Raw genomic sequence first — 13,415 nt, 5'->3', positions numbered from 1 at the left:
ATAGCGCCACGAAGCCACACCAGCAACATTCAAATTCAATGGTCGAGCGCAAAACGCACCGCGGCTTCATAGCCGTCGGCGCCCAGTCCGGCAATCACGCCGACCGCCAGGTCAGACAAATAGGAGTGGTGCCGGAATGGCTCGCGCTTGTGTACGTTGGACAGGTGCACTTCGATGAAGGGCAACGCCACTGCGGCGAATGCATCGCGAATTGCCACGCTCGTATGGGTGAACGCAGCAGGATTGATGACGATGAACTCAGTGCCATCGAGGCGGGCCTGCTGGATACGATCGACCAGCACCCCTTCATGATTGCTTTGGAAGGAGGTCAGGGTCGCGCCGCGTGCCTGGGCTTGCTCGACCAATCTGGCTTCAATGTCGGCCAAAGTGAGCGCGCCATAGATGGCGGGCTCGCGCGTGCCGAGCAGATTGAGATTGGGGCCGTGCAGAACCAGGATGCGTGTAGCCATACTTGCAGGTCGAGTGCCGAAGGCCGCGATTTTCACGCAGAACGCGGCACGTTGTCTATCGGTTACACAAAAAAGTCGAAAAGCGCGCCATTTTCCCAGATTCCGGAAGGCCGCGCTGATCGAGGCTGCGTCAAGCTGTGACGGCGTTCACCGAAGCCAAGATCGCTTCCGGTTTGATCCGGCCGGAAATACGCTCGATTACTCGTCCATTGGCGTCGATCAGCACGGTAAACGGCAGTCCGCCCGTGGTGTTGCCCAATTCACGAGACAATTCCGAGCCAGTTACCCCCGCCACCAGCAGAGGATACGACACCGGCACTTTTTTTGTGAATTCGTTGATGTTCTTGGCGGAATCGATGCCGATGCCGACAATCTGGGCGCGTGTGCCGAACTGGGTCTGCAAACGATCCAGGTCAGGCATCTCGTCCACGCAGGGCGGACACCAGGTCGCCCAGAAATTCACCACCATTACCTTGCCGCGCCAGGTTGCCATCGACGCCGGCGTGCCGTCAGGGGCTGCCATGGTCTGATCGAACATCAGGCGCACGGCGGGGTCTCCACCGCCGCCCTGACGTCGCCACGCAATCAGGCCGCCCGCACCTGCGGCCGCCAGACCGGTTGCCCCGTAGATCAGCAGACTGCGTCGCTTCATTCCTCACCTTTCTGATTCGCGGCCACTTCGGTTGCCGCCAACAAACGTTTCAGTGCCTGGGCATTACCCCGATCGGTACGGCCATCGCTGTTTGCCCGCAGCGCACCGCGCAGGGCTTCGGGCGGGTAGATGCAGACCATCACCCCTTCCTTGTCTCGCATGAAGTACAGCGCTTCCACCGTGCCCCGACCACGGAAATCGGGACGCTCGCCCACTTCGTACTCAACGCCCGCGTTCAACAGGAAGATTTCCACATCCTTGGACGAATCGGTAAAACATTGAATCGCGATATCGGTGTGCTCACCTGCCGTGCCTGTCCATACCGGGCCAGTCAGGTAAGGATCGAACGGGGCCAGCCACGCCAGGACCTTGACGGCCAGTTCACGCAGGTGGCGCAGCCTGGCGGGCTGCGTCTCGCCCATGAACAAAGCCTGGTATTCGCGCACTTCTTCTTCGATCTCGCCGTTGTCGGGCAGCAATTCACCACGCGGCAACGCGCTGGTGCCAAGCAGCTGCTTGACGGCCTTTCGCTTGGCTGTGCTGTAGTCGATGCCATCCTCGGCGATCATGCGGGCCGCAGCCACCGCGATTTCTTCGCGCAAAGATCGGTACACGTGCACCTCCCTGAATACAGACCTGAACATGATACCTGGGGCGGCCACAGGGAACCGGCCTTCCGGCTGCCGGTGACCGACATCGCCATCAGCGCCGTATCGCCATGCCTTCTACAATAAGGAACTCTTCCTCTTGCGCGCGTCCATGCATCTTCACATTCTTGGCATCTGCGGCACCTTCATGGCGGGCCTGGCACTTATTGCCCGGTCGGCCGGCCACCGCGTGACCGGCTGCGACGCGGGTGTCTACCCGCCGATGAGCACTCAGCTGGCCGAACAAGGCATCGACCTGATCGAAGGTTTCGATCCGTCTCAGGTCGCGCTCAAACCCGATTTGTTCGTGATCGGCAACGTGGTTTCGCGCGGCAACCCGCTGATGGAAGCGATTCTGGAAGCCGGGTTGCCCTATGTGTCGGGCCCGCAGTGGCTGGGCGAGCATGGCCTGACGGGCCGCCACGTACTGGCGGTTGCCGGCACCCACGGCAAGACCACCACCAGCGCCATGCTGGCCTGGGTGCTGGAAGCATGCAGGCGCAAGCCGTCCTTCCTGGTGGGCGGCGTGCCGCAGGATTTCGGCGTGTCGGCGCGACTGCTGCCACTGGCACCAAACCGCGAAGACAATCTGTTCGTGATCGAAGCCGATGAATACGACACGGCATTCTTCGACAAGCGCTCGAAGTTCGTGCATTACCGCCCACGCACGGCGATTCTGAACAATCTTGAATACGATCACGCGGACATCTTCCCGGATCTTGCGGCTATCGAGACGCAGTTTCACCATCTTGTCCGCACCGTGCCGAAAAGCGGACGCCTGGTTGTTCCCACGCATACCCCTGCGATCGATCGGGTGTTGGCGCGCGGATGCTGGTCGGAAAGCGTCACGTTCGGCGAAGATGGCCGCTGGCAGGCAAGCGAAGAAGATGCGAACGGCCATGCCACGCTCAGTCTGGATGGCGTGCCCTTTGGCACACTGACCTGGAGCCTGAGCGGTCGCCACAACCAGATGAACGCCCTGGCCGCCCTGGCCGCTGCCGAGCACGTGGGCGTGGCCCCGGCTGATGGCCTGGCCGCATTGAATCGATTCGTCGGCGTGAAGCGCCGCATGGAATTGCGCGGCACGGTGCGCGGCGTGCGGGTGTACGACGATTTCGCCCATCACCCCACCGCCATCGCCACGACAGTCGATGGCCTGCGCAAACGTGAACGCAGCGGTCGCATTCTGGCAGTACTGGAACCTCGCTCGAACACCATGAAGCTGGGTGCCATGAGCGCACGCCTGCCCGATGCCTTGGCCCAAGCCGATCAAGTATTCATCTTCGGTGAAACGCAGGGCAAACACGCGCTGGGCTGGAACCCGGCAGAGGTCTTCGCATCGCTGGGCAATCGCGCGCAGAGTTTCGGCGACCTGAACGCCCTGGTCGCCGCAGTCAGTGCCGCGGCCCAGGATGGCGACCATGTGCTGGTCATGAGCAACGGCGGTTTCGGCGGCGTGCACGACAAGCTGCTGGCCGCACTGCAAGACGGCGGCGTCTGATGATCCTGTATCTGCACGGTTTCCGTTCTTCGCCATCGTCGTTCAAGGCGAAGCTGCTGGCCGATCAATTCAGCGACCCGGCACTGGCCGGCTCCTGGTTCTGCCCGCAGTTGCCCGCCAGCCCGCGTGAATCGGTGGCGATTGCCGAAGCCCTGGTGCAAAAACACCTGCCGGCAGACCGCATTGCCAGTGAACTGGTGCTGATTGGCTCCTCGCTCGGCGGTTACTATGCCAACTGGCTGGCCGAGCGCTGGGGCTGCCGCGCGGCGATGCTCAATCCCGCCGTGTATGCACCGCGTGACCTGGCCACCCAGGTAGGTACCCACACGGCATGGCACGACGGTTCGCCGTTTGTGTTCCTGCCCGAATACGTTGACGAATTGCAGGCCATGCGCACCGGCATGACCCGTCCCGACCGCTATCTATTGGTGGCGGCCACCGGCGACGAGGTATTGGACTGGCGCGAAATGCGCGACTACTACGCGGGTGCGCACCAACACATTATCGAAGGCAGCGATCACGGGCTGGGCGACTATCCTCGCTGGTTGCCTGAGTTGCGTGCCTTCATGGGCCTTCCCGGCTCGCCGGACGCTTGAAGAGCGTCCGTCCCCCCACGAATGATGCCGCGAGCCTTGGCTCGTGGTCAGGATGCTGATCCATGTATGTGTTCTACGAGGATGACGGCGGCTTCAAGGCCGGGTCGATCCTGAGCGAAACCGATGCCAGCCTGCAAGTCGAGGCCGCGAGCGGCAAACGCAGCAAGGTCAAGAAGACCAGCGCGTTGTTCCGTTTCGAGAAGCCCTCGCCCGAAGCCTTGATGCGCGAGGCCGAAACGGCCGCCAATGACATCGACCTTGAATTCCTGTGGGAATGCGCGCCGAAGGAAGAATTCGACGTGCCGCAATTGGCCGAAGAGTATTTCGGCCACAAGCCCTCGCCTACCGAGCAGGCCACCCTGCTGCTGCGCGTGCACGGCTCGCCGGTGTATTTCCATCGTCGTGGCAAGGGCCGCTATCGCCCTGCCCCTGCAGACATTCTGGCCGCCGCACTGGCTGCGGTAGAAAAGAAGAAGCGTCAGGCTGAACAGCTTGAAATCTGGGTGGAAGAAATGGCCAACGGCGTGCTGCCGGACGCCCTGCGCAGCCATGTCGATGCCTTGCTGTGCAAACCCGACAAGAACACGCAGGAGTGGAAGGCGCTGGACCTGGCCTGCCAGCGACTGCGCACTCAGCCTGCACGTCTGCTGCTTGACCTGGGCGCGTTCCCGCATGCACTCGCCATCCACAAGCGCCGCTTCCTGTCGGAAGAATTCCCGCGTGGCATTGCGTTCCCGGCCGGCACGCTGCCGACGGTGGAACGCGAGCTGCCGCTGTCCGACGCAGAAGCCTATTCGATCGACGACATCACCACGACGGAAATCGACGATGCGCTGTCGGTGCGCATGCTGGACGACGGGCGCATTCGCGTCGGTGTCCACATTGCTGCGCCTGGCCTGGCCGTGACGCGTGACTCACCCTACGACCTGCTGGCGCGCGCCCGCATGTCCACGGTGTACATGCCCGGCGACAAGATCCCGATGCAGCCCGACGAGGTGATCGCCGCCTTCTCGCTGGACGCCGGCAAACCGGTGCCTGCCCTGTCCTTGTACGTGACGGCTGACCTGGTCAGCGGTGAAATCTTCGAGACCGAAACGCGTATCGAACGTGTGGTGGTGAAGGAAAACCTGCGCCACAACCTGCTGGACGAACACGTCACGGAAGTGGCGCTGGACGACCCGACTGCCGAGATGCCGCACGGCGAGCTGCTGCGTCCGCTGTGGCAGTTTGCGCAGGTGCTGAACAACAAGCGCGCGGAAGTTCGTGGCAAGCCCGAACTGAACAACCGCGTGGAGTTCAGCTTCTACGTGGACGGCAATCCGGACGAGCCTTCTGAGGCCGTGGTGCGCATTGTTCAGCGCAAGCGCAATGCGCCGCTGGACCGCATGGTTGCCGAATACATGATCATGGCCAACAGCCTGTGGGGCGGCCAGCTGGCTGCCGCTGGCGTGCCGGGCATCTATCGTTCGCAACAGGCTGGCCGGGTGCGCATGAGCACCGCCGCCCTGCCGCACGAAGCCATGGGCGTGCCGCAGTACGCATGGCACACCTCGCCGCTGCGTCGCTATGTTGACCTGGTGAATCAGTGGCAATTGATCGCGGTGGCCGACCACGGTGTGTCGGCACGCCTGGTGGCTCCGTACAAGCCGCGCGAAGCGGAACTGTTCGGCGTGATCGGCGCGTTCGAGGGCAAGTATTCGGCCTACAGCGACTTCCAGCAGACCATGGAACGCTACTGGTGCCTGCGCTGGTTGCAGCAGGAGCAGCTCACGCGCCTGGAAGCCGTGGTCTTGCGTGACGACCTGGTGCGCCTGAAAGATGCGCCCTTCTTCACGCGCGTCGGTGGTCTGCCGACCTTGGAACGTGGCCAGCACGTCATGCTGGAGATCATCGACATCGACGATCTGGAACTGCGCCTGGAAGCGAAGTTCATCGACGTGATCCAGACAGACACCCCGGACGCCATCGAGGACGAAGTCGAACCTGAAACCGCAGAAGTCGACAGCGCAGGCGCAGAGGCGGCACAAGCTGAAGGCGAGCCTGTGCCGACCAATGAAGATGCCGTACTGGTTGCAGAAACGGATGCGGCAGACGGCCCAGACTTGACGGACGCACCTTTGCCTGACGATCAGAACAAACCGGCTTGATCGATAGTTTGATCGGTACTAAAAACGGGGCATCCATTTGGGTGCCCCGTTTTTTTTACTGCTTTTTTTCACTACGCTGTTTTACATCCCCGACTAGCCTGCAGTGACCACGGATGTCGCGCTGAATGCCGACTGATCTACCCTGACGCCCGGGCCTCACCAGATCCAGAACATCAACGCCCAGGCGTAGTTCACCAGCGCCAACGCGGCGACGACGCCGGCGAGGGCACCCACTCGGGCGAACAGTGAATGCGCATATCGCCCACTGATACGCCACGCGAGCCAACACGACCAAGCTGTTGCACCCGCCAGCATCGCCATGCGGGTGGTAGGCACCCAGGCCATGCGCAGGCCCTCGCTGCGCAGCAGGGTCACCGTGCTGGCCGATAAGCCGATGAACAACCCACAGCCGCCGATGGGGATCAGCGACTGCATCAGGTGGTGGTAACGCGCGGCCGTCCAGCCCTTGCCCAGCAAGCGGCTGCCTGCGCCAATGGTCAGCGATATCGCGCCGCCCATTACCAATGCGGTTGCCAGGATGTAGCCGAGGATCAAGGCACCATCCAGCCAGTTGAAGACATCGTTCTGGTCTGGGTAGTGGGTGAGAATGAACCACGGAATATCGTCGCGGAACATCCAGGCAATATCGTGTTCCGCCAGCCATTGCGCCGCGCCGATCTTGGCTGCGACGAACCAAGGGCTGGCTGTCCAGTGGAAGGCACCCATAGCCAGGCCAAGCATGCCGAACGCGATCAGCGCCGAATACCAGCCACTGTTGTTGTGATGTATGCCGCCATGCGCCTGTCCACTTAGCGCTTGTTCCCCCGGCCCGCCAAACATCACCACTTCTTCCGTCGGTGAACGCGGGCTCAACGCAATCGCGCCCCGATAACCTTCGCAGCGGCCACAGACATGACAGTCCGACGCGCCCACCATATGGCGCAGCGGCACCAGCGGCGCACAGTTCACACCTTGCGTGCGGGGCGAGGCAACATAGGCGGCCGCATCGACTTTCATGTGCACGGGTGCCAGTCGCGACAGCAGGTTGAACACGCCATTGACCGGGCACAGATATTTGCACCACACGCGCTTGTCGCGGCCATACAGATAACCCACGATCATGGCCGCCACGGTGGACCCACCCAGCACCACCAGCACCGCACCGGGGTATTGATAGACGCTGACCAGTTGCCCGTAGATGGTGGTGCCCGCAAAGGCCACGAAGGGCCAGCCTCCCCAGCGTATCCAGCGCGGAATCGCACCACCCCGACCATGTCGGCTGACGAACTCCGACAGCGCCCCTTCCGGGCACAGCACGCCGCACCAGATGCGGCCGAACAAGACCATGCTGAGCAACACGAAGGGCCACCAGATGCCCCAGAACATGAACTGCGCAAACAAGGTGATGTGATTCAGGATGCGCGCGTGCCGGTCGGGCAAAGGCGCAATCAGCGGCAGCACCATCAAGGCCACGTACACCAAGACGATGATCCACTGCGTCGTGCGGATGGCACGACCATGCGCATGCAGAAACGCCCCGATGCGGGACAGCACCCGCGCCGCACGCGAACGTGGTGTCGGCGGCAGCGTCGCTGCCCCGTTATGCACCACCCGCACGGCAATCTGCTCGATCATGCGCCCACCGGCGTCCGCGTGGCACGCGGCATGCGCAACAGGCCAAGCACCAATACCCAATAGGCCAGATAGATCAGCAAGCTGGTCAGCGCCGGGTACGCGCGGTAGCCCGTGAACGACGCCACCAGGCCACCCATTGCCGTGCCATCGTTGATGAAGGCCGAGCTGTCCCACAGCGGATCGACAATCGCCGGCAGGATGTCCAGCGACAGCAGGTTGTCGACGGCAGACATCAGCATGGCTGCGCCCAGCAGCAACAACAGAATTTCCGTGACGCGGAAGAACCAGCGCCAGGACACGTACCTGCCGCCAAGTTGCAGCAGCACGAAAGTAACGCCAGCCAATGCCAAGCCAGCCACCGTGGCCAGCACAAACTCGAACAGCACCAGGTGCTGACCGATGCCATACAGAAACACCACGGTTTCGCTGCCTTCACGCGCGACGGCAATCGCTGCCAGCAGCAACACGCCCCAGCCGTGCGAGCGCCCTACTTCGTCGGCCAGCGCCGTGTGCATCTCCTGTTTCAGCGTGCGCCCGTGGCGACGCATCCACACCACCATCTGCACGATCAGTGCGCAGGCAAGCAGCATCAGCACGGTCTGAAACAAGGTCTGTGCCGATTCGGACATGGCCTCGCCCGCGAACAGGATCAGCATGCCCAGCGCCACCGCACCCGCCAGCCCCAGACCGACTCCCCCCCACAGATAGGGCAGCCAGCGGCGGCTGTCAGGACGACCGACGATCCAGGTGAACAAAATCCCGATCACCAGCAAAGCCTCGACGCTTTCGCGCCAGACGACGAACAAGACCTGACCCATGACTCTTCCAGTGACGGGGCCGGTGCGCAGCGATCGTGTGCGCCGGTCCCCTATCCTTACTTCGCGACGACGATGCCCTGGGCTTCCTGATGGAAGTCATCAAAGAAACCGTACTCACCAGGGCGCAGCGGGTGCACGACCACAAAGGACTCCGCGCCGGGTGCCAGCACCTTTTCCTTGCGCAGCGGCAGGCTTTCGAATTCAGCCGCCGTCTTGCCCACGTTGCGGATGACGATCTTGAACTTGACGCCGGCAGGTACCTCAAGCCGGGCCGGCACAAACTTGCCGTCGTTCATCTCCAGCGACACGGTGTGCAACTCGTCGGCATACGCAGGCATCGCCAGCAGGACCAAGGCTGCGGCCAGCGCCGCGAACATGCGCGTGGCGCTGCGTGAAGCAGTGCATGCGGCCCGGCATGCCGCCGCAAAAACGCGTGCCCGGCCGTTACCGCCCCGGATCAACGCTGCAATCATGGCGTTCAATCAGTACCCGCCTTTCTTGCCGGTGCCGGCGTAGACGAACTCGTAGTTCAGGTCGAAACGCGGGGTCCACGGCGCGACGCCGGTTTCCTTGTCGACGTGACGGCCGAAGTGGCCCTGCTTGTTTTCGCTGGGCGGAATCACGGTGAACTTGACCGTGTACTTGCCTGCGCCGTCGAGCTTGACGTTGTCGCCGTAATGCGGACCGTCGCTGGCCACCATCGGCATCATGTCGCCTTCGATGGTCTTGCCGCCCTGGTGCACCAGCGTGTAGTGGATCAACAGACCCGGCACCCATTCGCCTTCGGCAAAGCCGTTGGGATTGTTGGCAACGGCATGAATATCGGCTTCCAGGTGGATATCGGACGTCTTGGCGTCGCGCATCATGCCCGGCGGGTCCATCTCGATGGGCTGCAGGTAGACCGCGCCCACCTCGACGCCATGCGCGATCTGCGGCTTGCCGATCGGATATTCCGCCGCGTTGGCAGCACCCGCCAGCGCGACCGCGCATCCCAGTACCAGCGCCGAACGAATCAACATACCCATGACGACATCACCTCTTGATTTGGACAGTCGCTATTGTTTCAGGGGGTCGCTTACAAGCAACTAAACGGGAATCAGTCGCATTTTTTAGGCTGACTGTGTATCTGGTGTGTCTACCCGGGAGAAAGCCTGCTGCCGGAAGGGTCGACGCCTGGGCGTTAGCCCTTACAATCGACGGGTGTCGACGCGCAAACCCTCCCCCCCTTCGCCCGCCCGGGCCACGCCTCCTGCAGCCCCGCCCGCTTCTCGCGCCGCGCCGGCCCCGGAGGAAGACACTCGTCCGGTCGATGTGGTGCCCGCAGCGCCCCAAGACCCGGCCTACAGCTGGTTCAGCGATCCGCAGCAACGCTTTCTGCTGATTGCGCTGGCGGTGTCACTGGCCTTGCACGCTGTGCTGGCCGCGGTCCACTTCACCCACCCGACCCCGCCGCGCCAGCCCGCGAAGGACACCGGGCTGGAAGTGATTCTCGTCAATGGGCGCACGGATTCCGCCCCGGTCGAACAGAAAGTGCTGGCGCAGGCCAACATCGACGGCGGTGGTGACCACGCGGAAGGACGTGCCAAATCGCCGCTGGCGAACTCGTCGGCAACGCTCGACGGCGATTCCGTGACTGCCGCGCAACGTCGTCAGGCAGAACTTGAAGCCCGCCAGCGTGAACTGATGGCGCAGCTGAAAAAGACCGAACAAAGCGCGCCGGCCAAGCCGGTTACAGAACCACAACCTGACGCGCCGCCTACCGCCGCAAATCGCGATACCTCGGTGCCCATGGCACGCCAACTGGCCGAAATCGCCAGCCGCATCGAGGACTACAACAAACGTCCGCGCAAACACTTCTTTGCGCCGTCGACATCTGAATACCGCTTTGCGCAATACGTGGAAGATTGGCGTCAGCGCATCGAGGCGGTGGGTAACCTGAATTACCCAGCGGCCGCGCGCGGCAAGGTCTACGGATCGCTGCGCATGACCGTGTATATCCGCAGCGACGGATCGGTCGAGCGGATCGAATTCGACAAGAGTTCTGAACACAGCATCTTGAACGACGCCGCGCGTCGCACGGTTCAGCTTGCCGCGCCCTTTGCGCCCTTCCCGCCGTCGATTGCCAAAGACACCGACGTGCTGGCGATCACGCGCACCTGGCGTTTCACCAACGACAAACTCACGGCCACTGCTGGTTGACCGACATGCTTCCTCGTTTTGCGGTGGTCGGTAACCCGATCGCACACAGCCGCTCGCCGGACATCCACGCGCGCTTCGGCGCGCAGACCGGCATCGCCCTGGACTACACCCGTCTGCAAGCGCCAATCGATGGCTTTGCCGACACAGTCAATACCTTCTTCGCCGAGGGCGGACAAGGCCTGAACGTGACCGTGCCGTTCAAGCTGGAAGCACTGGCCCTGGCCAGTGACAACCTGACCGAACGCGCCCGTGCGGCGGGTGCCGTCAACACCTTGTGGACCGTCAACGGTGCACTGCACGGCTGCAATACCGACGGCGTGGGCCTGGTGCGCGACCTGACGCGCCTGGGTGCCGAGCTTGCCGGTGCCCACATTCTGCTGGTCGGTGCAGGTGGTGCGGCACGTGGTGCGCTAGACGCCCTGCGCCGCGCCGGTGCCGCGCAGATCCGGGTGGTCAATCGCACGCAGGCGCGTGCGCTGGAACTGGTGTCGGAAGTTGCCGCCACCGACGTGCGCGTCGAAGCCGGCAGCCTGTCCGATGCGTGGCGCGAAGGTGGCTGGCAGATCGTCATCAACGCCACGGCCAGCGGCCTGCAAGACGCCGCGCCCGACCTGCCCGGCGGCCTGTACGCCGACGGTGCCATTGCCTACGACATGGTCTACGGCGCTCGCCCCACGGCCTTCATGGAACAGGCCCGCGCCGACGGCGCAGCGATGCAGGCCGACGGCCTGGGCATGCTGGTGGAACAAGCCGCAGAGAGCTTCCAGATCTGGCATGGCGTATTGCCCCAGACCGAACCCGTACTGACGGCCCTGCGCGCCGCGTTGCGGACCTGAGATGGCATCGCGCGCGCGGCAGATTTCGGTGTGGATGCTGAAGGGCATCGGCCTGCTGATTGCCGCTGTGTTCCTGTATCAACTGTGGTTGTTTGGCTGGGTGTGCTGGTACGCCTGGCAGCCGCCGCAGTCCAGTGCGGTCATGCGCGAAGAGATCAGCCGTTTGCGCGATACGGACCCGCAAGCTGGCATTGATTACCGTTGGGTGGATTACGCGCAGATCAGCACTCGGTTGAAGCAGGCGGTGGTGGCGGCGGAAGACGGTAATTTCGTCGAGCACGGTGGTGTCGACTGGGATGCGATCGAGAGTGCGTATGCGCACAATCGTGAATTGGCAGAGGCGCGTGAGGCGGCGATTGCCCGTGGCCGCAAGCCGTCTTCGCGTCCAATGCGGGGTGGCTCGACGATTACGCAGCAGTTGGCGAAAAATCTGTTGTTGTCCAATGAGCGCAGTTATGTGCGCAAGGGGCAAGAGTTGGTCATTACCTACATGATCGAGTTGGTGATGAGCAAGCAGCGCATTCTGGAACTCTATTTGAATGTGGCTGAGTGGGGGGAAGGGGTGTTCGGTGCTGAGGCGGCGGCGCAGCACTATTTCGGTATCTCTGCTTCGAAGTTGTCGGCGTATCAGTCGGCAAAATTGGCGGCGATGCTTCCCCGGCCGCGCTTCTATGACAAGAATCGCAATTCTGCTTATCTGGCGTCGCGAACGGATGTGTTGGCGCGACGCATTGGGAGTGCAGAGATTCCTTGATGGGGTCTTTGTTGTGACGGTTTGGGTGTTCTTTAGTCAGTCGCGGGCAGTGGGGCCGCGGCGTCTGCCCCGCTGGACCTAGGCGTCGGGGCTCCCGCCCTCCACCTCGCCCAGAAGGGCAGCCACCACGGCCCCACCACCCACGCCTTCAAAGTCATTTGGTTAAAAGCAGATCCCGCCTTTGGGCGTCTGCCGTTTTGCTGGCTGCCAGGTGCTGGAAGCGGTTCTCGGCATTCGACGGCCACCATTCTTGAACGCCATGCGGCTGGCCCTGGGGATCGGCTGACCAGGTCGCCACGAAGCGAGTCAACGGCTCACGTCTCGGGCCGTTTTTCAGGGGCCTTTTACATTGCGGCAGTTCGGTACGTCACCCATCCGTCCACGGGTGGGGTGACACCGAAGCGGGTGGCCGCACGGCAATGGCATGCGGAGAATGATTGAGGCGCTGACGGTCGCTGGCCAGATAGGGTTGGATCGAGCGTCTTTTAACGCATTGGCGAACTAAAAGCGCGCACGCACCGTACGCTGAATAGCAGCTTGAAGCCGCCAGCCTTCCGGCCCTTCTCCAGCAGGCCGTTTACGCGCAACTAACTAGGTAGCATTGAATCGAGCGTCTCGACAGTCATCCCACTATGCCGACGAACAAGCGGTTTTCGAACGCCACCTGATCTGACGACGCACACAACGCACCGAGCGATGGCGTAGCCGCTTTAAAGCCGCCAGCCCCCGACAGCCATTCTCCGCATGCTATTGCCGTGCGGCCACCCGCTTCGGTGTCACCCCACCACCAAGCAGGCGCGCAAATTTTCTTGAGTATCGCTGCGGTAAAAGGCTGCTGAAGAATCTATCGAATCGCGAGCCGGAGAAACCGCTTCGTGGCGACCTGGGCAGCTAATCCCCAAGGCCAGCCGTGTGGCGATCAAGCATGGTGGCCAATGAATGCCGAGAACCGACTCCAGCACCAAGCAGCCAAAAAAACAGAAGCCGCCCAAAGGCGGCATACGTTTTTAATCAAGAAAGCGTGAAGGCGTGGGTGGTGGGGCCGGATTGGCTGCCCTTCTGGACAAGGTGGAGGGCGGGAGACCCGACGCCAAAGTCCAGCGGGGCAGACGAGCCGGCCCCACCACCCGCGACTGGCAAAAGAACACCCACAGCCAAAA

13 protein-coding genes are annotated in these 13,415 nt (G+C 62.6%); 6 read left to right on the top strand and 7 right to left on the bottom strand.

Translation table 11 applies throughout. The features are described from left to right. Nucleotides 1–35 precede the first annotated feature (35 nt). The 3 genes from aroQ to FXN63_RS03820 form a co-directional block, all read right to left on the bottom strand. Nucleotides 36–470 carry a type II 3-dehydroquinate dehydratase gene (gene aroQ, locus FXN63_RS03830; RefSeq protein WP_148813000.1) on the bottom strand — a complete coding sequence of 145 codons (435 nt, stop codon included), beginning with the start codon at nt 468–470 and terminating at the stop codon, nt 36–38. A 130-nt stretch (nt 471–600) separates the two neighbouring features. Further along, nucleotides 601–1,122, bottom strand: coding sequence for a TlpA family protein disulfide reductase (locus FXN63_RS03825; protein ID WP_148812998.1), 522 nt, complete (start codon nt 1,120–1,122; stop codon nt 601–603). Continuing rightward, the gene (locus tag FXN63_RS03820; protein ID WP_148812996.1) at nt 1,119–1,766 is read right to left on the bottom strand and encodes a UDP-N-acetylmuramate--alanine ligase; all 648 of its coding nucleotides are present in this window, start codon (nt 1,764–1,766) and stop codon (nt 1,119–1,121) included. The genes FXN63_RS03825 and FXN63_RS03820 overlap by 4 nt, the downstream gene beginning before the upstream one ends. A 115-nt stretch (nt 1,767–1,881) precedes the next feature. Between FXN63_RS03820 and mpl the strand changes: the two genes are divergently transcribed. The 3 genes from mpl (at nt 1,882) to FXN63_RS03805 (ending at nt 6,013) form a co-directional block, all read left to right on the top strand. Next, nucleotides 1,882–3,270 carry a UDP-N-acetylmuramate:L-alanyl-gamma-D-glutamyl-meso-diaminopimelate ligase gene (gene mpl / locus FXN63_RS03815; RefSeq protein WP_148812994.1) on the top strand — a complete coding sequence of 463 codons (1,389 nt, stop codon included), beginning with the start codon at nt 1,882–1,884 and terminating at the stop codon, nt 3,268–3,270. Further along, entirely contained in the window at nt 3,267–3,866 is a 600-nt protein-coding gene (locus FXN63_RS03810; protein ID WP_148812992.1) for a YqiA/YcfP family alpha/beta fold hydrolase, read from the top strand. Before mpl ends, FXN63_RS03810 begins: the two co-directional genes overlap by 4 nt. 62 nt (nt 3,867–3,928) lie before the next feature. Beyond that, the gene (locus tag FXN63_RS03805; protein ID WP_148812990.1) at nt 3,929–6,013 is read left to right on the top strand and encodes a ribonuclease catalytic domain-containing protein; all 2,085 of its coding nucleotides are present in this window, start codon (nt 3,929–3,931) and stop codon (nt 6,011–6,013) included. 156 nt (nt 6,014–6,169) lie between these two features. Here the strand turns inward: FXN63_RS03805 and FXN63_RS03800 are convergent, their stop codons facing one another. The 4 genes from FXN63_RS03800 to FXN63_RS03785 form a co-directional block, all read right to left on the bottom strand. Continuing rightward, complete coding sequence (locus tag FXN63_RS03800) at nt 6,170–7,543, bottom strand: 4Fe-4S binding protein (protein ID WP_148818902.1); 1,374 nt, start codon at nt 7,541–7,543, stop codon at nt 6,170–6,172. 101 nt (nt 7,544–7,644) lie between these two features. Next, entirely contained in the window at nt 7,645–8,466 is an 822-nt protein-coding gene (locus FXN63_RS03795; RefSeq protein WP_148812988.1) for an FTR1 family iron permease, read from the bottom strand. A 56-nt stretch (nt 8,467–8,522) separates the two neighbouring features. Beyond that, entirely contained in the window at nt 8,523–8,843 is a 321-nt protein-coding gene (locus tag FXN63_RS03790; protein ID WP_148818900.1) for a cupredoxin domain-containing protein, read from the bottom strand. A 105-nt stretch (nt 8,844–8,948) separates the two neighbouring features. Then, on the bottom strand, nt 8,949–9,482 hold the full coding sequence (locus FXN63_RS03785) for an iron transporter (protein WP_148818897.1): 534 nt from the start codon (nt 9,480–9,482) through the stop codon (nt 8,949–8,951). Between the two features lie 298 nt (nt 9,483–9,780). On the opposite strand from FXN63_RS03785, the gene FXN63_RS03780 reads away from it, so the two are divergent. Genes FXN63_RS03780 through mtgA form a run of 3 tightly spaced genes read left to right on the top strand, consistent with a single transcriptional unit; the run spans nt 9,781 to nt 12,255 of the window. Next, nucleotides 9,781–10,665 carry an energy transducer TonB family protein gene (locus tag FXN63_RS03780; RefSeq protein WP_148812986.1) on the top strand — a complete coding sequence of 295 codons (885 nt, stop codon included), beginning with the start codon at nt 9,781–9,783 and terminating at the stop codon, nt 10,663–10,665. A 5-nt stretch (nt 10,666–10,670) separates the two neighbouring features. Next, nucleotides 10,671–11,501, top strand: coding sequence for a shikimate dehydrogenase (gene aroE, locus FXN63_RS03775; protein ID WP_148812984.1), 831 nt, complete (start codon nt 10,671–10,673; stop codon nt 11,499–11,501). Nucleotide 11,502: 1 nt separating this feature from the next. Then, the gene (gene mtgA, locus FXN63_RS03770) at nt 11,503–12,255 is read left to right on the top strand and encodes a monofunctional biosynthetic peptidoglycan transglycosylase (RefSeq protein ID WP_148812982.1); all 753 of its coding nucleotides are present in this window, start codon (nt 11,503–11,505) and stop codon (nt 12,253–12,255) included. The last annotated feature ends 1,160 nt before the right edge of the window (nt 12,256–13,415 follow it).

Origin of the sequence: Pigmentiphaga aceris (assembly GCF_008119665.1) — a bacterium.
In the GTDB taxonomy this organism is placed as follows: Bacteria; Pseudomonadota; Gammaproteobacteria; order Burkholderiales; family Burkholderiaceae_B; genus Pigmentiphaga; species Pigmentiphaga aceris.
This window is presented reverse-complemented; position numbering and strand designations above follow the sequence as displayed.

Coding starts and splice junctions, on each gene's coding strand:
- aroQ (WP_148813000.1), bottom strand. CDS start 470: ATGGCTACACGCATCCTGGTTCTGCACGGCCCCAATCTCAATCTGCTC.
- FXN63_RS03825 (WP_148812998.1), bottom strand. CDS start 1,122: ATGAAGCGACGCAGTCTGCTGATCTACGGGGCAACCGGTCTGGCGGCC.
- FXN63_RS03820 (WP_148812996.1), bottom strand. CDS start 1,766: ATGTTCAGGTCTGTATTCAGGGAGGTGCACGTGTACCGATCTTTGCGC.
- mpl (WP_148812994.1), top strand. CDS start 1,882: ATGCATCTTCACATTCTTGGCATCTGCGGCACCTTCATGGCGGGCCTG.
- FXN63_RS03805 (WP_148812990.1), top strand. CDS start 3,929: ATGTATGTGTTCTACGAGGATGACGGCGGCTTCAAGGCCGGGTCGATC.
- FXN63_RS03795 (WP_148812988.1), bottom strand. CDS start 8,466: ATGGGTCAGGTCTTGTTCGTCGTCTGGCGCGAAAGCGTCGAGGCTTTG.
- FXN63_RS03790 (WP_148818900.1), bottom strand. CDS start 8,843: ATGTTCGCGGCGCTGGCCGCAGCCTTGGTCCTGCTGGCGATGCCTGCG.
- aroE (WP_148812984.1), top strand. CDS start 10,671: ATGCTTCCTCGTTTTGCGGTGGTCGGTAACCCGATCGCACACAGCCGC.
- mtgA (WP_148812982.1), top strand. CDS start 11,503: ATGGCATCGCGCGCGCGGCAGATTTCGGTGTGGATGCTGAAGGGCATC.